The organism is Stenotrophomonas sp. STEN031 (assembly GCF_056759975.1).
The window spans coordinates 1-25,694 of the sequence record NZ_JBRREA010000058.1 but is presented as its reverse complement, the minus strand read 5'-3'; the positions used below and the strand labels follow the sequence as shown (position 1 = coordinate 25,694).

General features: G+C 63.1%; 16 protein-coding genes. 5 read left to right on the top strand and 11 right to left on the bottom strand.

All coding sequences use genetic code 11. From position 1 onward, the window contains the following. Window positions 1-169 precede the first annotated feature (169 nt). From ACVOLQ_RS18810 to ACVOLQ_RS18790, 5 genes are all read right to left on the bottom strand, one after another. Window positions 170-1,420: a DUF819 family protein gene (locus ACVOLQ_RS18810; protein ID WP_313170531.1), complete on the bottom strand. Its 1,251-nt coding sequence runs from the start codon at window positions 1,418-1,420 to the stop codon at window positions 170-172. A 258-nt stretch (window positions 1,421-1,678) separates the two neighbouring features. Further along, window positions 1,679-2,929, bottom strand: a complete 1,251-nt coding sequence (locus ACVOLQ_RS18805; RefSeq protein WP_313170529.1) for a DUF819 family protein — start codon at window positions 2,927-2,929, stop codon at window positions 1,679-1,681. A 194-nt stretch (window positions 2,930-3,123) separates the two neighbouring features. Continuing rightward, entirely contained in the window at window positions 3,124-3,354 is a 231-nt protein-coding gene (locus tag ACVOLQ_RS18800) for an SHOCT domain-containing protein (RefSeq protein ID WP_313493841.1), read from the bottom strand. Window positions 3,355-3,448: 94 nt separating this feature from the next. Next, window positions 3,449-5,509, bottom strand: a complete 2,061-nt coding sequence (locus tag ACVOLQ_RS18795) for a S9 family peptidase (protein WP_481528929.1) — start codon at window positions 5,507-5,509, stop codon at window positions 3,449-3,451. 561 nt (window positions 5,510-6,070) lie between these two features. Next, a complete protein-coding gene (locus ACVOLQ_RS18790; protein WP_293714347.1) occupies window positions 6,071-8,062 on the bottom strand; it encodes an OPT family oligopeptide transporter in 1,992 nt (663 codons plus the stop codon). A 208-nt stretch (window positions 8,063-8,270) separates the two neighbouring features. Here ACVOLQ_RS18790 and ACVOLQ_RS18785 point away from each other — a divergent pair, with 208 nt between their 5' ends. Further along, window positions 8,271-10,034 carry a peptide MFS transporter gene (locus ACVOLQ_RS18785; RefSeq protein WP_481528928.1) on the top strand — a complete coding sequence of 588 codons (1,764 nt, stop codon included), beginning with the start codon at window positions 8,271-8,273 and terminating at the stop codon, window positions 10,032-10,034. Between the two features lie 274 nt (window positions 10,035-10,308). Here the strand turns inward: ACVOLQ_RS18785 and ACVOLQ_RS18780 are convergent, their stop codons facing one another. The 3 genes from ACVOLQ_RS18780 to ACVOLQ_RS18770 form a co-directional block, all read right to left on the bottom strand. Beyond that, on the bottom strand, window positions 10,309-12,261 hold the full coding sequence (locus ACVOLQ_RS18780) for an alpha/beta hydrolase family protein (RefSeq protein ID WP_481528931.1): 1,953 nt from the start codon (window positions 12,259-12,261) through the stop codon (window positions 10,309-10,311). 244 nt (window positions 12,262-12,505) lie between these two features. Further along, entirely contained in the window at window positions 12,506-13,489 is a 984-nt protein-coding gene (locus ACVOLQ_RS18775) for a hypothetical protein (protein WP_481528927.1), read from the bottom strand. A 247-nt stretch (window positions 13,490-13,736) separates the two neighbouring features. Further along, window positions 13,737-14,282 (bottom strand): single-stranded DNA-binding protein, encoded by a 546-nt coding sequence (locus ACVOLQ_RS18770; RefSeq protein WP_481528926.1) that lies wholly within the window; start codon window positions 14,280-14,282, stop codon window positions 13,737-13,739. Between the two features lie 275 nt (window positions 14,283-14,557). Here ACVOLQ_RS18770 and ACVOLQ_RS18765 point away from each other — a divergent pair, with 275 nt between their 5' ends. Continuing rightward, window positions 14,558-15,589: a LacI family DNA-binding transcriptional regulator gene (locus tag ACVOLQ_RS18765; protein ID WP_481528930.1), complete on the top strand. Its 1,032-nt coding sequence runs from the start codon at window positions 14,558-14,560 to the stop codon at window positions 15,587-15,589. Window positions 15,590-15,752: 163 nt separating this feature from the next. Here ACVOLQ_RS18765 and ACVOLQ_RS18760 read toward each other — a convergent pair whose 3' ends face one another. The 3 genes from ACVOLQ_RS18760 to ACVOLQ_RS18750 form a co-directional block, all read right to left on the bottom strand. Further along, window positions 15,753-16,133: an SseB family protein gene (locus ACVOLQ_RS18760; protein WP_313397943.1), complete on the bottom strand. Its 381-nt coding sequence runs from the start codon at window positions 16,131-16,133 to the stop codon at window positions 15,753-15,755. A gap of 288 nt (window positions 16,134-16,421) precedes the next feature. Continuing rightward, entirely contained in the window at window positions 16,422-18,137 is a 1,716-nt protein-coding gene (locus ACVOLQ_RS18755; RefSeq protein WP_481528925.1) for an alpha-amylase family glycosyl hydrolase, read from the bottom strand. Further along, the gene (locus ACVOLQ_RS18750) at window positions 18,137-19,618 is read right to left on the bottom strand and encodes an MFS transporter (RefSeq protein ID WP_481528924.1); all 1,482 of its coding nucleotides are present in this window, start codon (window positions 19,616-19,618) and stop codon (window positions 18,137-18,139) included. The genes ACVOLQ_RS18755 and ACVOLQ_RS18750 overlap by 1 nt, the downstream gene beginning before the upstream one ends. A 210-nt stretch (window positions 19,619-19,828) precedes the next feature. Here ACVOLQ_RS18750 and ACVOLQ_RS18745 point away from each other — a divergent pair, with 210 nt between their 5' ends. The 3 genes from ACVOLQ_RS18745 (at window position 19,829) to ACVOLQ_RS18735 (ending at window position 25,575) form a co-directional block, all read left to right on the top strand. Further along, window positions 19,829-21,895 (top strand): glycoside hydrolase family 97 protein, encoded by a 2,067-nt coding sequence (locus ACVOLQ_RS18745; protein ID WP_481528923.1) that lies wholly within the window; start codon window positions 19,829-19,831, stop codon window positions 21,893-21,895. A 471-nt stretch (window positions 21,896-22,366) separates the two neighbouring features. Beyond that, a complete protein-coding gene (locus tag ACVOLQ_RS18740; RefSeq protein ID WP_481528922.1) occupies window positions 22,367-25,138 on the top strand; it encodes a TonB-dependent receptor in 2,772 nt (923 codons plus the stop codon). Between the two features lie 98 nt (window positions 25,139-25,236). Further along, a complete protein-coding gene (locus ACVOLQ_RS18735) occupies window positions 25,237-25,575 on the top strand; it encodes a hypothetical protein (protein WP_481528921.1) in 339 nt (112 codons plus the stop codon). The last annotated feature ends 119 nt before the right edge of the window (window positions 25,576-25,694 follow it).

The following is a 25,694-nucleotide window of genomic DNA, read 5'->3' as shown; positions in this document are numbered from 1 at the left end:
GGCGGGTGGGGGGGGGGGGTCCGCTTGCACAAAACACAAACAACGCTGGCCCGCCTCATGGGGCGGGTTTTTTTATTCCCTGTCGCGCGCCGCGGGGCGCGCCACCACAGATCACCAGATGCATCTGCCGGCTCCGCGGCTCGCATCGCTCCTACAAATCCAGCACTCGTCAGGCGCCGGCCATCCACTTCAGCATCAGGCCGGTCATGTAGGCGATCACCGTGCCGGTGGCATAACCCACTGTGCCCAGCAGCACACCCACCGGCGCCAGCGTGGGATGGAAGGCAGCGGCCACCACCGGCGCCGATGCCGCCGCGCCGATATTGCCCTGCGAACCAATCGCGAAGAAGAACAGCGGCGTGCGCAGCATCCGCCCCACCACGTACAGCAGGCCGATATGCACGCCCATCCAGATCACGCCCAGCAGGAACAGCCAGGGACGATCGGCCAGCGACAGCAGGTCCATCTGCATGCCGATGCAGGCAATCAGGAAGTACAGGAACAAGGTGCCGATCTTGGACGCGCCGGCCGCCTCCAGGTTGCGCGCACGGGTAAAGCTCAACAGCAGACCCGCAACGGTGGACAACATCACCACCCACACAAACGACGAATCCAATGAGGCCTTGCTGGCCCAGCTGACGTTCGCACCAAACCAGGCAGCCAGCGGTGTCGCCAATGCATGTGCCAGACCCACCACGCCCAGGCCGACGCCGACGATCACCATCAGGTCGGTCAGGCTGGGGTTGCGCGCGCTCTTGGCTTCGTACTCGGCGATGCGGCGCTTCATGTCGTCGATGGCCGAGGTATCAGCCCCACTTTTGGCATCAATCGCCTGCGAGCGGCCCGCCAACCACAACAGCACCGCCATCCACAGGCTGGCACAGGCCACGTCGACCACCGCGATCTGACCGAAGGTGGTGGCATCGACGTTGAAGGTCTCACGCATGGCGGCCATGTTGGCGCCACCACCGATCCAACTGCCGGCCAATGCCGCCATGCCGGCCCAGGTATCGCCGGCCACGGTTTCCGGATGGATGAACTTCATCACCTGGAACGACACCGCTGCACCCAGCACGATGCCGACGGTGCCGGTGACGAACATCACCAACAGCTTGGGCCCCAGTCGGGCGATGCCTTTCAGGTCGATGGAGAGGGTGAGCAGCACCAGCGCCGCCGGCAGCAGCACGTCGCGGGCGATCGGGTTGTAGAGCTTGGTGCCGTGGCCGTCGATCAGGCCGGTGGTGTTGTAGATGGCCGGGATGAAGTAGCACAGCAGCAGTGCAGGCACCCAGGCGAACACCTTCTTCCAGAAAGGTGTGGGGCCACTGGCCAGCCAGAAGATCAACGCCAGGGTGGCAGCGATCAGGCCGAGGCCGACGATGTCGTTGGTAATGAGGGCGGTACTGGGTTCGGTCGGCATAAGGCCTGTTCCTGTCGATCGAAGGGAAATAAAAACGCCACGTTGGTGACGTGGCGTGGGAGGGTGGAGCCTAGCATGGTGGTGGACAGGGGTCTTGTTCAGCGAGAGCAGCGCTGCGCGCCTCCCCTCTCCCCAACCCCTCTCCCGCAAGGGGAGAGGGGCTTCAAAGCTGCAGTTGCTGGCGCTCGCTTGGAATGAGCCCCTCTCCCCATGCGGGAGAGGGGTTGGGGAGAGGGGAAGCGCGCAGCGCGCTTGGAATCACCCCGCCCCTGCCATCGCCCGCAAGGTAATCCCGACCACGTAGGCCGCACCGGTACCCACCGCATAACCCAAGGTACCCAACAGCACACCCACCGGCGCCAAGGCCGGATGGAAGGCGGTCGCCAATACGGGCGCCGAGGCCGGGCCTCCGATATTGCTCTGCGAGGCAATGGCGAAATAGAAGAACGGCACCTTCAGCAACTTGCCCGCCAGCCACAGCAGCACGATATGCACGCCGATCCACAGCACGCCCAGCGCGAACAGCCAGGGCTTTTCCAGCAGGGCCAACAGATCCATCTGCATGCCGATGCAGGCGATCAGGAAGTACAGGAACATCGAGCCCCACTTCGACGCGCCGACGCCTTCCAGCTCGCGGGCGCGGGTAAAGCTCAAGCCAAGACCAATGAAGGTGGCCAACAACACCACCCAGACAAAGGGCTTGTCCATGCTCACCGAGCTGGACCAGCTGACATTGGCGGCAAACCAGTTGGCCAACGGACCGGCCAGGCCGTGCGACAGCGCCACCGCACCAAACGCGATGCCGGCCATCACCATCAAGTCGCCCAGCGCGGGAATGCGCGCATGTTGCGCCTGGTAATTGGCAACCCGGTCGCGCAGGTCATCCAGTGCCGTGGTGTCGGCACCACTGCGCTTGTCCATGGCCGGCGCGCGCGAGGCAAAGAAGATCAGCACCGCCATCCATACATAGCCCACGCCCACGTCCACCACCGCAAACTGGCCGAAGGTGGTGGCGTCGACTTCGAAGATTTCCTTCATCGCCAGCATGTTGGCACCGCCACCGATCCAGCTGCCGGCCAGCGCTGCCATGCCGCCCCAGGTGCTACCTGCCACGGTCTCCGGATGCAGCCAGGCCATCAGCTGGAAGGCCACCACCGCGCCCAGCATGATGCTCAGCACCGCCGCCACGTACATGGCCAGCATCTTCCAGCCCAGGCCGAGGATGCCCTTCAGGTCGATGGACAGCGTCAACAACACCAGCGCGGCTGGCAGGAATACATCACGCGCGATCGGGTTGTAGAGCTTGGTGGTTTCACCATCGATCAGGCCGAAGGTGTTGTACACACCCGGTATGAAGTAGCACAGCAACAACGCCGGCACGAAGCTGTAGAACTTCTTCAGCAGCGGGTTGCTGCTGCCCGACGTCCAGAAAATAACCCCCAGCGTGGCGGCGATCAGGCCGAACACGATGATGTCATTACTGATGAGTGCGCCTGTCGCGGCTGCCATCATCGTCTATCCCCTTGATGCGTGTATGCGGGCAAACCCCTTGCCCATGGATGGAACCTGCAGACACACCGCACCGGAACGGAGACAGCACTTGCGCAGGACGGAACACACTGGCGCATCCGTCGCCGCTCGCCAGCCCTCCAGGCCGGCGTCAAACACTTCCGCAACCGCCAGCATTCCGCTGGCCATCCAGCTCAGCGTCCAGTCACCACCGCCGCACGCTGCCTGGCGTATTCCTCATCGCTGATCAGGCCTTGCGCGCGCAGGTCTTCCAGCTGCTGCAGGCGCTTCTGCGCGCTTGCCACCGGGTTGCCGGGTGCCTTGGAAGAGCGCATCGCCAACCAGACGATCAGGCCAACCAGGCTGGCTGCAACGGCGAACAGAAACAGCAGGATCAACCAGTGCCAGATACTGAACATTCCCATCGCCCCCTCCATTACGACACCGCAGCGATGAGCACCCGATGGCACCGCCCGCTACAAGGAAGGGCGCGCCAATGGCACGCCCTTCCTCACCTGCTTACTGACCGATGTGCTGCTTCAACCAGCCATTGACCGTGTCATGCCACTGCACGCTGTTGTGCGGCTTCAGCACCCAGTGGTTCTCGTCCGGGAAGTACAGGAACTTGGACTCGATACCCTGCCGCTGCAGCGCGGTGAAGGTGGCCAGGCCCTGCTCCACCGGAATGCGGTAGTCCAGCTGGCCCTGCACCACCAGCATCGGCTTCTTCCAGTTGGCGACTTGGTTGACCGGGTTGAACTTCTCATAGTTCTGCGGGACGGCGTACGGGGTGCCGCCCTGCTCCCACTCGGTGAACCACAGCTCTTCGGTGGCATAGCCCATGGCGCGCTGGTCGAACACACCGTCGTGGTTCACCAGGCACTTCCACGGCTCGTTCCAGTTGCCGGCGATCCAGTTGACCATGAAACCGCCGTAGCTGGCGCCCAGCGCACAGGCCTTGTCGCCGTTGAGGAAGCTGTACTTCTGCTGCGCCGCAGCCCAGCCCTTCTGCAGGTCTTCCAGCGGGCGGTCGCCCCAATGCTGGCTGATCGCATCGGTGAAGGCCTGGCCATAACCGGTGGAGCCGTGGAAGTCGATCATCACCACCGCATAGCCCTGGCCGGCATAGGTCTGCGGGTTCCAGCGGTAGCTCCAGCCATTGCCGAAGCTGCCCTGCGGGCCGCCGTGGATCAGGAAGGCAACCGGGTACTTCTTGCCTTCCTGGTAGTTGTGCGGCTTGACCACGTAGCCGTGCACGGTCTCGTCGTTCCAGCCCTTGAACGAGAACTGCTCGAAGTCACCGAAGTTCACTCCCTCGAGCATTTCGCCGGCGCTCTGGGTGATGGCGCGCTGCGGTGCACCGGCAGCGGTGCTGCTGGTGAACACCTGGTCGCCGCTCTTCAGCGAATTACGGGTGAAAGCCAGCGCATCACCGGCAATATCGAAGGAGGAGATGCTGCCCTCGCCCACCAGCTTTGTCGGCTCGCCGCTGGCGATGTTCACTGCGAACAGCGGATGTTCGCCCATGTCCTGCGCGGTGGTGTAGATGGTCTGGCCATCGGCCGACAAGGTGATGCCATCGGCCGAACGGTCCCACTGCGCGGCGATCTCATTGACCTTGCCGCTGGCCACGTCCATCGCCATCAGGCCGAAGCGGTCAGCCTCGAAGCCCGGGCGCTTCATCGCGCGGTAGAACAGGGTCTTGCCGTCGGCGCTGAACACCGGGCCGGCGTCCCACGCGGGGTTGGCCGCGGTCAGGTTGACCGGTGCCTGCTTGCCGGCAGCGTCGAGCTTGTACAGGTCGAAGTTGGTCGACCACGGCTCCTGCTTGCCCTGCACGCGGATGCTGGCCACGACGGTCTTGCCATCCGGCGACCAGACGAAGTCTTCATTGCCGCCGAACGGCTTGGACGGTGCATCACCGGCCAGCGTCGCGCTGATCGCCGATGCGCCCTTCACCGCAGCCGCGCCGGCGGCCGGCAGCGGTGCGACGAACAAGGTGTTGCGGCGGCCGTCAGCCCAGGTATCCCAGTGGCGCACGAACATGCTGTCGTAGACCTGGCCGCTGCTCTTGCTGGCCTTGTCCTTGTCCAGGCGCTTGCTGGTGCAATCCAGGTCCGAGCCGCAGTCCTGGAACACGCCGGCGCTGAACAGCACGCGGTCGCCCTGCGGCGAGATGCGGTAGCTGTCCACGTCCAGGGCGAAGTCGGTGAGCTGGCGCGGCTCGCCGCCGGCCAGCGGCATCACGTACAGCTGCTGGCTGCCGTTCTTGGCGCTGAGGAAGTAGACGTTCTGGCCCTCGATCGAGGCCGAATTGACGTTCCAGCCGGCCGGGGTCAGCTGCTTCGGCGGTGCCATGTCGCGGGTGCGCAGGTCACGGATCCACAGGCTGTTGCTGGCCTTGAGGTCGGCATCGACGATGCGCTTGGCAAACACCACCTGCGCGCCATTGGCGCTGAGCAACGGCGCGGAGGCGCGGTCCAGCTTGACCATGTCGCGGACTTCAAAACCGCGCGCACTGGCCAGCGACGGCAAGGCGGCCAGCAGGCACAGCGGCAACAGGGCGTGACGAAGCTTCATGGGCAACTCCCAGGCAAAGACAAACCCCGATGGTAGGCGTCCAGCCCACCCCACTGCAAAGGCTTGAAGTCATGGCCCGACAACCGCCGCAAACAGCAAAGCCGCCCAAGGGCGGCTTTGCTTTGAGCCCCCTCCCTTTGGCCGCAGGCCAAGGGGAGGGTTGGGGAGGGGTGCTTTGGCTTTGGCTTTGGCTTTGGCTTTGGCTTTGGCTTTGGCTCTAAAGCTTCAAGCCCACAGCCAAGTTGAAATCAAAAGCTCCCCCATCCGCCCTTCGGGCACCCCCGCCTTCGCGGGGGGCACGCCCTTTGTCCCCCCCGCAAGCGGGAGAAGGGAAAAACAGCAAAGCCGCCCAAGGGCGGCTTTGGCTTGAGCCCCCTCCCTTTGGCCGCAGGCCAAGGGGAGGGTTGGGGAGGGGTGCTTTGGCTTTGGCTTTGGCTTTGGCTTTGGCTTCAAGCCTCAGCCCACCCACAAATCAAAAGCTCCCCCCATCCGCCCCTGCGGGGCACCTTCCCCCCGCAGGCGGGAGAAGGAAAGGCCGTGCGGTCCGTCGAGTTCCAGCCCTTAAGCCTTCGCCGCCGGCTCGCCCTTCTTGCCGATGCGGTACAGCAGCAGGCCAACCAGGAACAGCACGAACAGGCCTACCCAGGCCGACAGCGTCGCCCAGGTATCGGCAAAGCCGCCCAGCGGCAGCGCCAGGATGTCGCCCTGCCCGCTCACCACGATCGGCACGGCGATAGCGATACCCATCAGCGCCTCACCGGTGATCAAGCCGGCAGCGAACAGCACGCCCGGACGGTGCACGCGGTCGCGGCCTTCTTCATCGTCGGCACGCAGCTTGTGGAAGCGCTCGACCAGATGGGCCAGCAGGCCGCCCAGGAAGATCGGCACCATCAGCTCCAGCGGCAGGTAGATACCGATGGCAGCGGCCAGCACCGGCACGCGGAAACGCTTGCCGGTCTTCTTCAACCACTCGTCAACGGCAATGATCACCGCGCCAACGCCCGCGCCCAGCGCGATCATCGTCCACGGCAGTTCGCCGCCAAACAGGCCACGGGCCACCGAGGCCATCAGGTTGGCCTGCGGTGCGGCCAGCGAGTTCGGGTGCTCGGCGGTCGGCGCGCCGATGCCGTAGGCATGGGCCAGCAGGTTCAGCACCGGCGCCATGATCAGGGCGCAGGAGAATGCGCCGATACCCAGCATCAGCTGCTGCTTCCACGGCGTGGCGCCGACCAGATAACCCGCCTTGAGGTCCTGCAGGTTGTCACCGCCAACGGCTGCCGCACAACACACCACCGCACCGATCATGATCGCGGCCACCGCGCCCAGCGGAGCACCGCCGACACCAACCGGAATCAGGCCGTCCTTGCCCAGCAGCAGCACCAGCACCACCGAGGCGAACAGGATGGTGGAAATGGTGATGCCCGAAACCGGGTTGTTGGACGAACCAATCAGGCCGGCCAGGTAGGCCGACACCGACACGAACAGGAAGCCGGCGACGATCATGATGATGGTCATCGGGATCGACACGTGCCATTGGCCGACGATGGCCTGGTACAGGCCCAGCAGCGGCAGGGTGAAGGCGATCAGCGCGATCAACATCCACTTCATCGGCAGGTCGCGCTCGGTCTCGGCCAGGGCCGGGCCACTGCTCTTGCGCGCAGCGGCAAAACCGCTCTTGACGCCATTGAGCAGCGACTTGCGCAGCGAGAACAGCGTCCAGACGCCGCCGATCAGCATGGCGCCCACGCCCAGGTAGCGGATCTGCGAACCCCAGATGGCAAAGGCCGCATCGGCGGCCGGGGCGTTGGCGATGGACGCCGCCAGCTCCGGGTTGGTGCCCATGAAGAACGCCTGGTACAGCGGAATGGCGATATGCCAGGACAGGATGGAGCCGGACAGCACCACGATGCCGACGTTCAGGCCGACGATGTAACCCACGCCCAGCAGCGCCGGCGACAGGTTGGTGCCGATGAAGGCGGTGACCTTGGAACTGCCCACATAGGCGGCCTGCGCCCAGGCGTCCGGGAAGATGCGCAGGCCCGAGGCCGCCGCCAACTTCACCAGGCCGCCGATGGCGGCCGAAATACCGAGGATCTTCATGCCCGGGCCCGGGTTTTCACCGGCCTTGAGCACTTCCGCGGCGGCCTTGCCTTCCGGGAAGGGAAGCGGATCTTCGACGATCATCGAGCGCCGCAGCGGCACCGAGAACAGCACGCCCAGCAGGCCGCCCAGGCCAGCGATACCCAGCACCCACCAGTACTTGAAGTCCGGCCAATAACCCATGATCACCAGCGCCGGGATCGTGAAGATCACGCCGGCGGCAATCGACGAACCGGCCGAAGCACCGGTCTGGACGATGTTGTTTTCAAGGATGGTGCCGCCACCAAGCAGACGCAGCACGCCCATCGAAACGACGGCGGCCGGAATGGCGGTAGCGATGGTCAAGCCTGCGAACAGGCCCAGGTAAGCATTGGCGGCGGACAGCACCACAGCCAGCACGACGGCAAGAACCACCGCGCGGAATGTGAGCTGCGCAGGCGCAGCGTTGTTCATGGAAAGCCCTTGGATGGCAAAAAACCCTCGCCACGCTAACGCCCGCTTAACGGCAAGTCCAGTCGCGACGCCGCACGGCCCCCGCTGCGGCACAGCCAGCGCCCTGATTCAGCACAGCCTGACAAGGGTTTTGCCGGATGCTGCGCTGCGGGCGATGCGGCGCCGACAGCACGCCTATACTCGCGGCCTTCGATTTTGACGGTTGCCCATGTCCACATCCTCCCTGCCGGCGACCGGTACCGACGACTTCCTCGGCCACCCCAAGGGTGTCTACGTCTGCTTCTTCACCGAGATGTGGGAGCGCTTCTCCTTCTATGGCATGAAGGCCTTGCTGCTGCTGTACCTGACCAAGTACCACTTGTTCGGCGACAAGGCCGGGCTGGACCTGCTCGGTGCCTACGGTGGCCTGGTCTACTGCATCCCGGTGTTCGGCGGCCTGCTGGCCGACCGCTGGCTGGGCATGCGCAAGGCGGTCGTGTTTGGCGGCATCCTGCTGGTGCTCGGCCATGCCGGCATGGCCTTCGAGGGCCACGCCGCCCATCGCGTCGCCGGTGAAGTGGTACGCGACGAAGCCGCGCTGTCGGTCACCTACCTGTCGCTGGCGCTGATCATCATGGGCGTGGGCTTCCTCAAGCCCAACATCTCCACCATCGTCGGCAAGCTCTACCCGGAGAACGATCCCCGCCGCGACTCGGGCTTCTCGCTGTTCTACGCCGGCATCAACCTGGGGGCGCTGTTCGCCTCGCTGGTCTGCGGCTTCCTCGGCGAAGCCTATGGCTGGAAGTACGGTTTCGGTGCCGCCGGCATCGGTATGCTGGTGGGCCTGGCAATGTTCCTGTGGGGCCAGAAGTACCTGCAAGGTCACGCCGAGCCGGCGCAACCGGCAACCCTGCGTGAGCGTGTTCTTGGCATCCGCCGCGAATGGCTGATCTACGGCGTCGCCATCGTCGGCATCGTTCCGGTCGCGGCGTTGATGTGGGCAGCAGCCAACGGTGCGTTCGCACTCGGCGGCGAAATCAGCCTGGCGCTGATGCTGATGATCGTGGTGCTGGGCGGCGTGCTGCTGTGGTTTGCCTGGTTCACCGGCACCCAATGCACGCCGGTGCAGCGCCAGCAGATGATCGCGCTGATGGTGCTGATCTTCATGGCACTGGTGTTCTTCACCCTGTACGAGCAGACCTACGGCTCCTGGGTCACATTCACCGACCGTCTGTTGACCAAGGACCTGGTGCCGTCACTGGTGATCCGCGAAGGCACGCCGCTGCCGTGGTCCATCGTTTCCCTGCTGTTGGCGCCACTGGGTTTCGTGGTGGCCGCGCGCCTGTCCGACCGCAACCCCGCCTCCGCCGCACCGCGCCTGCTGTTTGCGGTAGTCGTTGCCGCCATGCTGGTGATGCTGGTCCGTGACTGCCTGGTACTGCCGCAGACCGCGGGCTCGCTGACCTATCTGGGCGCGCTGTTCCTGGTGCTGCTGGCGCCGCTGTTTGCCGCCCTGTGGGCATGGCTGGACAAGCGCAGGCTGGATCCGTCCAAGCCACTCAAGTCATCGTTCGGGCTGGTGTTCGGCGCATTGTCGTTCGTCCCGCTTGCGCTGGCCGCGCAACAGGTGGGTGCGACCGGCGAGATGGCCAGCGTGTGGTGGCTGGTGCTGGCCTACCTGATCCTGGAAATCGGCGAGATGTGCCTGTCACCGGTGGGCCTGTCGGCGGTTACCCAGCTGGCCGCACCGCGCGTGGTCAGCCTGATGATGGGCACCTGGTTCCTGGCCACCGCCTTCTCCGAAACGCTCGCCGCACTGTTCGGCAAGCTGGCCGCCATCGACGTACCCGAAGGCGAAGTGATGAACATCGCCGAGGCCGCTGGCCGCTACGAGCACCTGTTCTGGCTGCTGATGTGGATAGGCCTGGGCTGTGCGGCAGTAGCCGTGCTGGCCTCGCCTTTGCTGAAACGGATGATGCACGGCGTCCGCTAACCCCTGCTTTTGTAGGAGCGGCGTAAGCCACGAAGCCAGTACTGCCTGCGCGCCGGCAATATCCACAACCTGACACAGCATCAGCTTCGCGGTTTACACCGCTCCCACAAGCTTATCTTCAGCACGTGCGTGGCCGGTTGTGGGAGCGGCGTCAGCCGCGAAGCTCGCACCGCTTGCGTGGCAGCAACATCCACAACCTGACACAGCATCAGCTTCGCGGTTTACACCGCTCCCACAAAAACTCAGGGCCAACGCCCGCAACGCGATCAGGTGGCTACTTCGCCTTCTCTCCACCCAGATGCTGCGACAGGAAGCCCAGCAACCTGCCGTAATACTCGCGCTGATGCGGCTCGGTATAGAAGCCATGCCCTTCGGTACTGAAGTACAAAGACTCAACCGGTACGCCAGCCCTCTTCAACGCCACCTCCATCATCCGCGTGTGCTCGATCGGCGCGATCTCGTCCTCACCACCGGCCGCAAGAAACACCGGAACCTTGATCCGATCCGCAAAACGATTCGGTGATGCAGCGGCCAGTGCGGCCTGATCCTCACCCACCCAATCCTTGGACCAATTGCCGAGACTACGAGCGGTGCGCGCATCCGCACGCTGCATCATTGGCAAGTCATAGACACCTACATAGCCGGCAGCACAGCGATAGAGCGAGGGCTCCTTTGCTGCACCCATTAGCGCAGCGTACGCGCCATAGCTGGCGCCATAAATGCAGATCTTTGTTGCATCAGCCAGTCCTTCGCGGATCGCCCAGCGGGTCGCATCGGTAAGATCGTCCTGCATCGTTCCGCCCCATTGCTGCGCGCCGGCGCGACGAAACTCCCAACCGTAGTTTCCCGAACCGCGATAGTTGACCTGCATGACCGTATAGCCTGCGGCAGCCAGCATCTGCGCATCACGGTCGTAGCGCCATGCGTCGAAGATCCCGTATGGCCCACCATGCGGCATCAGCACCATCGGCCGCTGGCCTGTGACACCACGTGACTTGGTAAGGTAACCATGGATCTTCAATCCATCGCGTGCAGCAAAGCTGAAGGGTTCAACCACGGCAGCTGCGTCCGGGTCGATCCAGCTGCCACTGGCCACCACAAAACTCAGTTTCTTGGCAGCCGAGTCATACAGGTAGAAATCGCCCGGATTACTGCCAGACCACACTCTCACCATCGACAACAGACCGTCCTTGGTACTGGAAGTGATCCGCAACGATTGCCCCGGAAATGCAGCTTCCAGACTACGGAACAAACGCGCCTCAGGCACACCGTCATCGAAGAACACACTGCGGTGGCGCCCATCCATTATCTGCGCGCCGACAGGCACACGCGTGCCGGTGCGGTAAATAATCGACCACGGGTCCGCTGCCTGGTCATGCAATACGATAGTACGGGCATTGGTGGAGGGATTCCACGCCACGATACTGTCTGGCCCCTTGCCCTCACCACGCACCTGCAGATAGGCCAAGGTGTTATCTGCCGAGAAGCCCAACGGCACCTCGATGCGGCCATTCGCCATCTGATCGTTGATCAATCGCCAGTCGGTGCCCGCCGCATCGCGGTAGTACAGCTTGCTGATATTGTCCGTACCCGAACCCAGCGCCAGACGCACCTCGCCGGTGTTATCCGTAACAAAGCTGGCGTTGCGCACTGGCGCCGTCGCGGCCACCACACGACGCCCGCTTTTTACATCCAGCCTCTCAGCACGGGTGAATGGCTCCATCGTGCCCAAAGGCCATGTCGATACCACCACATTCCGGTCATCTGCAGGCAAGCCATCAACCAGAAACGCGGCCACGCTCTCCACCTTTTTTGGCTGGATACGGGTACCTGGGCCATTGCCTTGTACGCGGAAACCAACCAACAACTCCGCCTCCCCGCCATCGGCGTTCATGGCATACAACTCGCCGGTCAAACGCGGCTCGTCCAATAGGCCAAATTTCTCGGCGATACCAATCAGCACTCGCTCGTCGTTTACCCAGTCGAAACTGTTCACATGCATATTGCGCTGCAGGACGAACGCGCCGGCTTTCTTGTTGCCCTCACGGGTGAAAATAACAAGCGCGGTTTTGTCTTCCAATGGAACGGTGGCCGCGTAGTACTTACCTGAAGGCGACAACTTGATGTCGTTGAAATCATCCTTGCGAATGAACTGCCCCAGATCCACAGCAGCCCAGCTGCTGGCCGAACAAAAAGACAGCACCAGAGCCATCCCCAGCTTCATCATCTGCATTTTGCCCCCATTGAACGGGCATCCGGCCCGCGTTGGGCGATTCTAGCCAGCTATTAGCTCGCTTTTCCATATGGAAAATACGCGGGAGCACTTCGGAGGATAGCGGGCTACACCCATGCTCGGCGAATAGACATCGTTACCAGAGAAAATCCGGCCCATACGACTTCATCACCCCATGCACGCCCCTGGAGTTCCGGGCTCTCCATCCATGCACGATCAAATCTGGCCCGTCGGCGCTCTATGCGCGACCAGCCGCAGCCGCAACCAAGCGATAGGCATCATGCAGCATGCCGACGAAGACCTGCCGCTGCCCTGCATCCAGCACCACCGATTCCCGAAACCGGTCAACAGAGCCAGCCCAGTCGTCCAGGGAATCATCGCTGTAGATCGCCTGATACGCATCCCATGCACCAGCAGACCGCAGGTATAGCGTTTGCGCGAACAGCTCCAGCGACTCCCCATTCGAGAGTTTCAGCGACCTGCTGGTCTGGGTGTGGCTGAGCACCTGCCGCAACACCGGGTCGTCATTGAGCTGCGATGCCCAGACATGACCATTCAGATGCTGGCGAACGAACTCCAGAATCCCGGCATGATCATCTGCAAGCCCCTTGGCATAGATGCCGTCAGGCAACCGCAGATGGCGCCCGTCGAACAGCCACTTGACCACCAGCGTAGCCGCAGGTTTCACCGTGTTATGCACGTTGGCCTGATCGAACTCGTGGTGCCCCATGAACTGGCGATCCTGCACGATGCTCACCTGGATTGTCTCCACCCGCTGCTTCCTGGGGCAGAACCAAAGCTTCAGCTCCACATCCGCACCCAGCGGCTTCTGAAACAGCTGCGTATCGGTATACGTGTCCACGTTCCCTTCGAAGAACGTCATGCACGCGTCAAAGCCGGCATCCGGCCCTACGAAACCATCCCAGAACCCAGCAGGCAACGCGACATTACCCTTCGGCTTGCGTGAGAACAGCAACACGGACTGCAGATGGCAGAGCAAGCCACCGCGCAGGCCGTCTACCGGCGGATAGAAACGGTCGTTGATGATGTCGAACCCGAAGTAGTACTCCATCTCATGGCGCTTGTCCTTCACGCTCCTGGTGCCCTGATTCGCGGTGACAGACATCGGCGGTTTTCCGATTCCAAGCTGTTCGAACCAATCCACGAGCTGCGGATCACTACCTTTGGTGCCAACAAGACTTACGAGATCAGAAACGTGCATGGTGTCTTCCGTGAGAGATGAGCCTGCGTGAATTGTGGCAGACGCAAGGCAGCCGGTGCGCTCATGGCAAAAGCACCTCGATGCCAAAGCCAAGCCGAGCAGAACGCCTTGGCTTTTGAATGTTTCAACACGCTGGAAGGCGGTGATGCAGCAAGCCAGAGTCCATCGGCTTTTTAAAAAAAAGAAGAACCCCCGCAAATGCGGGGCTCTTTAGGCTTTTTTATCACCAGTCAAGGTGAAGTGTTCGCTAGAACGGAATATCGTCGTCGGCGAAATCATCCATCGGCGGAGCGGACTGCTGCTGTGCCGGTGCCGGGCGCTGCTGCTGGCGCTGACCGCCGCCGTAGCCACCACCGCCGCCCTGGTCCTGGTTGCCATAACCGCCCTGGCCGCCACCCTGCTGCTGACGCGGGGCCGACTGACGCTGCGGACGATCACCGCCGTAGCCGCCGCCTTCACCACGGCCGCCTAGCATCTGCATTTCGTTGGCGACGATATCGGTGGTGTACTTTTCAACACCGTCCTGGCCGGTGTACTTGTCGTAGCGCAGTTCGCCTTCGACATAGACCGAGCTGCCCTTGCGCAGGTATTCACCGGCGATCTCGCCGAGCTTGCCGAAGAACACCACACGGTGCCACTCGGTACGCTCCTGCTGGTTGCCGTCACGGTCCTTGCGCACGCTGGTGGTAGCCAGGCTGATGCGGGTGATTGCCATGCCGGCCTGGGTGTACTTGGTGTCCGGGTCGTTGCCGAGGTTGCCGACGAGGATGACTTTATTGATGCCGCGGGCCATAGGTTCCTACTCTTCCGTTGGGGTCCACCCGCCGGATGCGGGCAATAGCCTACGTATTATATCTGTCCGGCGACAGATAGCAGCCAATCCTTGCAGCCCTTGCGGCGTAAGGCTTGCGCTGGCCACGCCGGGGTTGCCACCGGCCTGGACGAGGTCCGGAAGGTTCGTCCGCCAGCGCCGGAATCGCCCGGCTGGCGGGGCATACTGACCCCGGTCTGCCCGGTTTCGCCGACCTCATGGCATGATGCCGGACGTCGTTCAGATTGCTGGTCAAGATGGTCATCAAGGGCAAAGCCACCTCTTTGGATATCGCGCACATGGCCGGCGTTTCGCAGCCGACGGTGTCGCGAGCGCTGCGTGGCAGCCCGATGGTCAATGCCGAAACCCGCCAGCGCATCCTCGATATCGCCCGCCAGCTGAACTACAAGGTGGACAAGAACGCCTCCAGCCTGCGCTGCCAGCAGTCCGGCACGCTGGCCCTGCTGTTCTTCGAGGACCCGACCAATGATGACTCGCTGATCAACCCCTTCTTCCACTCGATGCTGGGCTCGATCACCCGTGCCTGCGCGCTGAAGGGCCGGGACCTGCTGGTGTCCTTCCAGCAGCTGTCCAGCGACTGGCATGCCGATTTCGAAGACAGCAACAAGGCCGACGGCATCATCCTGCTCGGCTATGGCGACTATCACGAGTCGGTTGAGCGGCTGCAGCGGCTGGTGGAGCAAGGCACCCACTTCGTGCGCTGGGGCGCGGCCTTGCCGGGCCAGCCTGGTGTATCGATCGGCAGCGACAACTTCCAAGGCGGCTTTGATATCAGCGCGCACCTGCTTGAGCAGGGCCGCCAGCGCATCGCGTTCCTCGGCCACGCATCCAGCCACTATCCCGAATTTGAGGAACGCTACCGCGGCCACGTTCAGGCGCTGGCTGCGCGCGGGCTGAAGGCAGATACCGGCATGCAGCACGATGCCATTACCACCGAGGAGTCAGGCCACGCTGCCTGCATCGCCCTGCTCGACAGCGGCAAGAATTTCGACGCGATCTGCGCGGCCAGCGACCTGATCGCCATCGGCGCGTTGCGGGCCCTGCGCGAGCGCGGTATACGCGTGCCACAGGATGTCGCAGTTACCGGCTTTGATGATATTCCGCTGGCGGCGTCGGTATCGCCGCCATTGACCACGGTGCAGCAGGATACCAAGCAGGCCGGGCAGCTGCTGGTGGACAAGCTGTTGAGCCTGATTGCCGGTGAGCCGGTGGAAGGCCTCACTATTCCGGTGAGGCTGGTGGTGCGGGAATCATCGCTCGGCGTCTGATTCACGCCGTAGCCCCTGTAGCCCGGGTAAGCGCAGCGCACCCGGGGAGCACAGAAGCAACAACATTCCGTCAGCCCTCAACTCCGTCGACACGCCGCCCCTCGGACGCAAGCCCCGGGTGCACTGCGCTTACCCGGGCTACGGTGTCTTCGCGTGCCTTGACCTAGCTGAAATCCTTGAGAATTTCGCCCACGCCTGACGGTGATATCTCGAAGCCCAGCGGCGTGCCCGGATTGATCACCACGCCGTAGCCACCGGGCACGCGGCGCAGCACCTCCAGCATCAGCATGCGGATGTTGTGCGGCGCCTGCTGCTGGTGGAAGCCAACCCGCGCCATGTCGGTGAACACCGCCACATGCAGCACACCCTGCTTATCGAACAGCAGCGGATCGAAACCACTGCCGTCAGGCGTGACCAGACTGCCGGTCAGCAGCACCACCTCGGAGGCGACGAAGGCCTGCATGAAGGCGCGGATCGGCAGTTTGCCGTCCATTGCCGTCTGCAACAGGGTTTCGATGGGGGTCTGCGGGGGGAGCTGGTTCATGGGTGCCGCCGGAAATGCCTGGGGGCGGATTGTAGCGGGTGAGGCTTTGCGCGTCGCAAAGGCTGGTAGCAGAGCAGAATCAAAAGCTACCCCTCCCCGGCCCTCCCCTTGCCTGCGGCAAAGGGAGGGGGGACAAGCAAGGCTTCCAGCTGCACGTGAACGGCCCCCTCCCTTTTGCGCAGCAAAGGGGAGGGTTGGGGAGGGGTGCTTTTGGCGCGGTGTTGGATTGCTCGAAGAGCCTTACCCTCACCCCAACCCCTCTCCCGCAGGGAGAGGGGCTAACGCAGGCTACTGCACCAGTCGTTTATCCCTCGCTTGCTGATCCGCCATGGCAGCGTCCAACTGCGCCTGCAGCTCCGGCTGCCTCACCTGCCCATCCAGCACAAACACCTTGACGCCATGCGCCGGCACTTCGGTCTTCAGCGAACGCTCCACCTTCAAGGAACCACCACCCAGCACATCGCGCCACTGCCCGGCCTGCAGGTAACGACTCACCTCGAACGAGCGTGCAGCGTCGCCCTTGTTCAGCAGCACCAGCGCCGTCTGCGCCGTGTCTCCATGCTGCAGCACGCGGTAGAAGACCGCCTCGTCGCCTTGCAGCCGCTCATTTACCTGCAGGCCGCGCTGCAACGCAGGCGTTGCTTCACGCAGTTTGGCGATGCGCTGCAGCGGCGCGAAGATCGGGCTTTGCACTGCTTCATTCACCCGCTGCTGGCCGAAGTAGGCACGGTTGCCCGCATGCTCGGCACGTCCGCGCATGAAGCCGGTTTCCGAACCGTAATAGAGCACCGGAATGCCGCGTGCGGTGAACAGCCAGTTATGCGCGTCGATGAAACCGGCATCGCTGGCATCCAGACGTGCCATGTCATGGTTGTCGTAGAAACTCATCAACGCATACGGATTGGCATACGGGCCACCGCTCAGATGCAGCGGTTCGGCCAGCGCTTCAAAGCCCTTCTGCTCCTTGCCGAACACTGAGGACATCGCACCGCGCAGCGGGAAGTCCAGCACGCTGACGTTGGCGTTCGCCGGCCAGGTGTGCTCGGCAATCTTCGCTGCGTCGTAGTCGAAGGCTTCGCCGAACATGAACATGCCCGGGTGCTCGGCGCGGATGCGGTTTACGAATTCATGCCACCACGGATGCGGCAGCCAGCCGATGGTGTCGATGCGCAGGGCGTCCACACCCTGCGCGGTCCACTGCAGGTAGGCACCCACCAGGTAATCCATCACTGCCGGATTGTGCTCATTGAAATCCGACAGCTCGGCCAGGTTGCCGTCGAAGATCGAACCCTTGCTGCCATCGACCGGGCCGATGTTGTTGTAGAACGCATGCAGCGAATTGTGCCTGGGATCAAGCTTGTCTGGCGCCAGGTTCTGATGGTCGGCAATCAGCTTGCCGTCCTTGTCGAAGATCTGGCCGAACTGCGGCTGCCGCTTGGGCATGGTCCAGGCCGGCGAGCCGTGGTTGCCGACGATATCCAGCACCACTTTCAGCTTGGCGTCGTGCAGGCCTTTCGTCAGGCCTGCGAAATCCAGGTCTGCGCTGGGCAGATGCTCATCCAGCTTGTAGAAATTTATACCCCAATAACCGTGATAGCCGGTCTTGCCGCGGTCAGTCAGGGTGCTGGTGCAGCTGATTGGCTTGCTGCCGGTGAAGGCCTGATCGGGGTTGTCGATGATCGGCGTGATCCATACCGCGCCAAAGCCGAGCTGGCGGATGTAGTCGGCGTTGTTCAACACGCCTTTGAAGTCACCGCCGAGGTAGCCGATGTTGCCGTCGATCTTGTCCGGGCACGGCACCGGAATATCGAAGGTGCGGTGTTCGCCGCCCTGGTCGCGGTGGTCGTTGCTGGTATCACCATTGACGAAGCGGTCAGTGACCACGAAGTACACCGCATCACTGGCGAAGGGCTCGGTGGTACCGATGTAATCCGGCCGGCTACCGGCCAAGGCCGAGCCTGCCATCACTGCAAGTCCAACCGCTGCTGCCAAACGACTACGCATCACACCACCTCCTGTTGCGACGGAACCCGCAGCACGCACAAGCCGGCCACGAACAAACTGCAGCCGCCCAGCACCAGCACGTGGATGGGATCGCCACCCAACCAGTTGCGCAGGGCAAAGCCCAAGGCACTGGCGGCAACCAGCTGCGGGATCACGATGAAGAAATTGAAGATGCCCATGTAGACACCCATCTTCGCCGCCGGCACGCTGTCCGACAGCAGTGCGTACGGCAGCGACAGGATCGAGGCCCAGGCAAAGCCGACGCCGACCATCGACAGCAGCAGCCAATGTGGGTCCTTGATCAGCATCAGCGAGATCAGGCCCAGCCCGCCCAGCCACAGATTGACCAGATGGCTCCAGCGCAGGCCAATGGCTCGCACCATCAGCGGGATGACCAACGCCGCCACGGCGGCGAAGCCGTTGTAGGCACCGAACAACACACCTACCCAGTTCGCGCCTTCGTTGTAGGCCGCAGACTGCGTGTCGGTGGAACCGAAGTGCGTGCCAGCCACCGCTGCGGTGGTGTATATCCACATCGCAAACAACGCGAACCAGGAGAAGAACTGCACCCAAGCCAAGCGCCGCATCGTGCCCGGCATGCTGCGCAGGTCGTCGACGATGGTGGCCAGCATATGCGTGCCGGGCAGCACCCGTGCCACGCCGAGCAGCAGGCCGTAGCTGGCGCACAGGCCGGCCAGCACGTAGAGCATGCGGTCGCCTTGGCGCCAGGCGATCAACACTGCCAGCAACACACCAAGACCGAGCCACAGGCCAATCTGGCTCCACTGCGGCAAGCCGCCGACGCGTTGCGTCGAATGCACAGCGGACGGCTCTGCATCATCGAAGCCGGCCAGCTCGGCCGGCGAATACTCGCGCGTGCTGAACACCGTCCAGCTCATTGCCAGCAGCAACACCCCGGCGCCGAAGTAGAAGGCATAGCGCACGGTATCCGGTACTTCACCCGGTCCCGCCGTATTGGCCACACCGAAGTGGGCAAGGATGAAGGGCAAGAAACTGGCCACCACCGCGCCCACGCCGATGAAAAAGCTCTGCATCGAGAAGCCGGCCGGGCGCTGCTTGGGCGACAACTGATCACCGACGAAGGCACGGAACGGCTCCATCGAGATATTGATCGAGGCATCCAGCACCCACAGCGTGCCCGCCGCGATCCACAGCGTGGGCGAGTTCGGCATCACCAGCAGGGCGAGCGTGGTCAGTACCGCGCCGATCATGAAGTAGGGACGGCGACGGCCCCAGCGTGTCCAGGTGCGGTCGGACAGATAGCCGATCACCGGCTGCACCAGCAGGCCGGTCAGTGGCGCGGCGATCCACAGCCCCGGCACCGCATCCATCGGCGCGCCCAGCGTTTCAAAGATGCGGCTGGCATTGGCGTTCTGCAGCGCGAAGCCGAACTGGATACCCAGGAAGCCGAAACACATGTTCCAGATCTGCCAGAACGACAGCTGCGGTTTGCTATTCATCAAGCGCTTCCCCCCTCCGGGAATCACGGATGCGATGTTGGGCGCGGATGCGCTGCGGCCATGGTAGAGGGCGCACCTGTGATCTGCACCGCTGTTGCATACGTATTCAATGCGGCATTGCGCCCACAGCGGCCCCGGCCGGGGAATAGTGGCGCCACGCGCCACCCCGCTGGGCCGGCGCGCCGACCAGAACCCGGAGTTGAGACCCGCATGGCCGATACACGCCCCACCCCTGCCCGCCTATCGCTGAAGGCCGCGTTCGCGCTGCTGCTGATCAGTTGCCTGCCGGCCCACGCCGCCGATCTGGCGCGCGTCACCTCACCCGACAAGCACCTGGTGGTGATTGTCGAATCCCAGCACGAAGGCCGCCCTTCCTACCGGGTGGAGCGCAATGGCGAGGCGGTGATCGCGCCGTCTCGGCTGGGCATGCTGCTCGGTGACGGCCGCCTGGAGCGCAATGTCGCGCTTACCGGGCAGTCGCAACGCAGCTTCGATGAAACCTGGGAGCAGCCCTGGGGCGAGCGCCGCCTGACACGCAACCACTACAACGAACTGCGCGCCAGCTTCACCGAGAAGCCCGGCGCCGGCCGCAACTACGAGCGCCGTTTTGACGTGGTGTTCCGCGTCCATGACGACGGCATCGGCTTCCGCTACGAGTTCCCACAGCAGGCCGGCATGAAGCAGGCGCAGATCCACGCCGAGCTGACCGAGTTCGCGCTGGCGCGCCCGGCCACCGCCTGGTGGATTCCCGCCTTCGAGTGGAACCGCGAGGAATACCTGTACCACCAGACCCCGTTGAAGGAAGTCGGCACCGCGCAGACCCCATTGACCCTGCGCAGCGACAACGGCCTGCATATCTCCATCCACGAAGCCGCGCTGGTGGACTACGCCGGCATGAACCTGGCCCGTGGTGATGGCGACATCCTGCGCGCGACGCTGACCCCGTCCAGCAGCGGCGCGCCGGTGGTGCGCGCCCTGCCCTTCAACACCCCGTGGCGCACCATCACCATCGGCGAGAAGGCCGGCGATCTGGCCGAATCCAGCCTCATCCTCAACCTCAACGAGCCCAACGCCATCGGCGATGTGAGCTGGTTCAAGCCAGCCAAATATGCCGGCGTGTGGTGGTCGCTGCACCTGGAGACCGAAACCTGGGCGACCGGCCCCAAGCACGGCGCCACCACCAAAAACACCCGCCGCTACATCGACTTCGCCGCCGCCAATGGCTTCCGTGGCGTGCTGGTGGAAGGCTGGAACATCGGCTGGGACGGCGACTGGTTCGCCAACGGTGAGGCCTTCGACTTCACCCGCGCCACCCCGGATTTCGACCTGCCGGGCCTTGCCAGCTACGCCGCCGGCAAGGGTGTGCACCTGATCGGCCACCATGAAACCGCCTGCGCGGTCAGCCACTACGAACGCCAGTTGCCTGCAGCGCTGGACCTGTATGCGCACAACGGCGTGGATGTGGTCAAGACCGGCTATGTCTGCGACGCAGGTGACATCCACCGCCAGGATCAGGTCGATGGCCCGATCACCCGCGAATGGCATGAAGGCCAGTGGATGAGCAACCACAACCTGCGCGTGCTGCAGCAGGCCGCGGCCAAGCACATCGCGATCAACTCGCACGAGCCGATCAAGGACACCGGCCTGCGCCGCACCTACCCGAACTGGGTATCGCGCGAAGGCGCCCGCGGCATGGAATTCAACGCCTGGGGCAACCCGCCCAACCCGCCGGGCCATGAAGCCACGCTGGTGTTCACCCGCATGCTGGGCGGGCCGATGGATTACACCCCCGGCATCGTCAGCCTGAAGGGCCGCAACGGCCTGGCCCTGCGCAGCACCCTGGCCAAGCAGCTGGCCCTGTACGTGGTGCTGTACAGCCCGGTGCAGATGGTCGCCGATCTGCCCGAACACTACGCCCAGCACCCGGACGCCTTCCAGTTCATCAAGGACGTGGCGGTGGATTGGGAGGAAAGCCATGTCCTCAACGGCGAAGTTGGCCAATACGTGACGTTTGCACGCAAGGCGCGTGGCAGCGAGGAATGGTTTGTCGGCAGCGTTGGCAGCGAGAAGCCGCAGTCGCTGGATGTGGCCTTGTCGTTCCTGACCCCAGGCAAGCGTTACCGCGCGGAGATCTACCGCGATGGTGACGGCGCCAACTGGGAGACGGCACCGTTTGCGTTTGCTCGTGAGACGCGGGTGGTGGGTAGTGGCGACCGAATCAAGCTGCAGCTGGCGGCTGGTGGCGGTGCTGCTGTGCGCTTTGTGCCGGTGGAGTGAGGGCTGGACGGCCTGAACCCCAAGGCTTTGGGCTTTGGGCTTTGGACGTCTGGCTTTTGGCTTTTGCTCTACAGCCGTCATTCCCGCGCAGGCGGGAATCGCTCTTGGCTCTTGGCTCTTTGCCCTTGATTCTCGTTCTTTCACTTCGACGCGCAAATCAAGAGCCAGAGCGATTCCCGCCTGCGCGGGAATGACGGCATGAACCAAAGCCACAACCGATGCCACAGCCACAGCGATTCCCGCCTTCGCGGAAACGACGGCGTGATGGCAGAACCGTCGCCGAAAGCGTTTTCAGACCTATCTGCCGCCGCAAAGCCCCATTGAATACGTATGCAGCCCAGCACCACGGGCTTGCCCGCTGATTACCATGCGAGTCAGTCGCAAGCAGCGAAAAAAACAGCGACGCATCCCCCACACCAAGACGGGGGAGCACAGAACACAACCAACCGACATCACCTGGGAGAGGGGAGTATGTTGAACACCAAGCGCAACCTGCTGAGCGTTGCACTGGCCTCAGCCATCACACTGACAGCCGCCAGCGCACACGCACAGACGGCCGAAGAACAAGCCAAGGCCAAGGCCGAAGCCGAAGCCACCAATCTGGACACCGTCACCGTCACCGGCATCCGCCGCGGCATCGAGAGCGCGATCTCGGTCAAGCGCGACTCGACCTCGATCGTGGAAGCCATCTCGGCCGAAGACATCGGCAAGCTGCCGGACGTGAGCATCGCCGAATCCATCGCCCGCCTGCCCGGCCTGGCCGCCCAGCGCGTTGCCGGCCGTGCCCAGGTGATCAGCGTGCGCGGCCTGTCGCCGGACTTCGCCACCACCCTGCTCAACGGCCGCGAAGTGGTCAGCACCGGCGACAACCGTAGCGTCGAGTTCGACCAGTACCCGTCTGAGCTGATCAGCGGCGTGACCGTGTACAAGACCCCGGATTCCGGCTTGGTCGGCCAGGGTCTGTCCGGCACCCTGGACCTGCAGACCGTGCGCCCGCTCAGCTATAACGAGCGCGTCATCGCACTCAGCGGCCGCTACCAGAAGAACTCGCTGGGCGAAGCCGCTGGCGAAGACCCGTATGGCAGCCGCGCCAACTTCAGCTACGTCGACAAGTTCGCCGACAACACCATTGGCCTGGCCATTGGCTACTCCCATTCGGAGATGTCCAAGCAGGAAAACCAGGTAGGTCTCTATGAACCTTGGCAGGCGCTGGGCGGCGATGACTGGCGCCCGGGCGTCCCCGGCGGTACCTACTATTCCGATGGCATCAAGGCACTGCGCCGTACCGGCCACGCCAAGCGTGACGGCGTCATGGCGACCCTGCAGTTCCGGCCCAACAACAGCTGGACCAGCACGCTGGACACCTTCTACACCAAGGCCAAGGAATACGACACCGCCAACCAGATCGAAATCCATCTGGGTGGCTACAACGGCGGCTATGACCCGCTCAACCTGACCGACGTGGTGGTCGGCAGCAACGGTAGCTTCGAGAGTGGTGTTGCGCACAATGTCTACCCACTTGTGCGCGGCATGTACAACCACCGCGAGGACAGCATCAAGGCCATCGGCTGGAACAACGAGTTCAACTTCGGTGATGTGCGCGTGGTTGCCGACGTGAGCTGGTCCAAGGCCGAACGTGACGAGCTGAACCTGGAAAACAACCTGCAGCTGCTGCCGGCACCCATGCTTGATTCGGTGAAACTGAACTTCGCCGGCGGCAGCTTCCCGAAGTTCACCCCGGGCCTGGATTACTCGGACTACAGCAAGCTCTACCTGACCAATACCATCTACGGTTCGGGCTATGGCAAGACCCCGCATGTGGACGATGAGCTGAAGGGATTCAAGCTGGCCGCCACCTTCCCGGTGCCGGAGGGCTTCACCTGGTTCTCCGACTTCGACGTCGGCGTGAACTACGCCGACCGCAGCAAGAACAAGACCCAGGCCGAAGGCAACATCAACCTGGGTGCACAGGGCGACACCAGCATCGCCGCCGACCTGCAGTACAAGCCGGTCAACCTGGGCTTTGCCGGCGCCGGCTACATCCCGGCCTGGAACGTGCCTGCTGCGGTTGGCCGCTACATGGTGTTCAACCCGACCACCACCGAGAGCTACCTGATTCCGAAGCAGTGGACGGTGGACGAGAAGATCACCACCACCTTCCTGCGCGCCAACATCAGCACGCAGATCGGCTCGATCCCGGTACGCGGCAATGTCGGCATCCAGGCCCAGCACGTTGATCAGTCATCGCACTCCAACTACTGGGATGGCTCGCAGGCGGTTGGCAGCCAGGTGATTCCGATCAACGAAGGCAAGAAGTACCTCGACTTCCTGCCGAGCCTGAACCTGGCCTTTGAACTGCCAGCCGAAAACACCGTGCGCTTCGCCTTGGCCCGCCAGGTAGCACGCCCACGCGTCGATGAAATGCGCGCCTCGATGGAGTTCGGCGTCGACACCAACAATGGCACGCCGGGTGCCAGCGGCGGCAACCCCAACCTGGATCCGTGGGTGGCCAACGCGGTGGACCTGTCGTGGGAGAAGTACTTCGGCAACAAGGCATATGTTGCTGCGGCGTTCTTTTACAAGGACCTGAAGACCTACGTCTTCACCGAAAAGCGCGATGGCTACGACTTCACCGACCAGGTAGACGCATGGCTGCTGGCCAACGGCGTCAGCCTGCCGCCGGGCATTGTTGTCGACAAGACCGGTACCTATACCGCACCGTTCAACGGCAAGGGTGGCAGCCTGCGTGGCCTGGAACTGACCGCATCACTGCCGCTGGATCTGTTCTCCGACGCACTGCGCGGCTTTGGCGTGGTGGCAAGCGCTGGCTTCAATGACAGCAACATCACCATCCCGCCGGATCCGGCAACCGTTTCCAGTGTTGGCAGCGATCCGATCATGCTGCCGGGTCTGTCCAAGCGCGTTTACAACTTCACTGCCTACTACGAGAACAACGGCTTTGAAGTGCGCCTGAACCAGCGCAAGCGCTCGGACTTCATCGGCGAGATCGGCAACTTCAACGGCGCCCGTACCCTGCGTTATGTCAAGGGTGAGGACGTGCTGGATGCCCAGCTGGGTTACAGCTTCGGCGACGGCACGATGTTCAAGGGCCTGAGCCTGTTCCTGCAGGCCAGCAACCTGACCAACTCCAAGTACGAAACCTATGCCGGCACCAAGGATAGGCCGCTGGAAACCGTGGAATGGGGCCGCACCTACCAGGTGGGTGTGAACTACAAGTTCTGATTGGTTCTGGTTGGAAGTGCTTTGGGGGCCCGCTGCTTTTGCAGCGGGCCTTTTGCATTGTGAACAGCCCTGGTGTTTTCCGTATTCCAGAAGGAAGTTTGCTGAAGTTTGTTGCAGCCAAAGCATTTGCCGACTTGCTGTTGGTGCTGTGGCTGTGGCTGTGGCTGTGGCTATTGCTGCTATTTCTGTTGCTGTTGCTGTTGGTGCTGTTGTTGAAGTTAGCCGTCATTCCCGCGCAGGCGGGAATCGCTCTAGCTCTTGGCTCTTGGCTCTCGGCTCTAGGCTATTGGCTGTTGGCTATTGGCTGTTGGCTGTTGGGTTTTGGCTTTTGGCTTTTGGCTTTTGGCTCTAAGATTTCCCTTCTCCCGCCTGGGGGGGAAGGTGCCCGTAGGGCGGATGGGGGGAGCTCTGACTCTGGCTCTGGTTTTGGACTCTAGCCTGCTCTTCGAAGCGCCCTCCCCCCAACCCCGCACCCCCACGCGGGAGAGGGGGGGGGGCCAGCGCCCGAGCCAAAAACAAAAGCAAAAAACAAAATACAAAAACCAAAATACAAAAA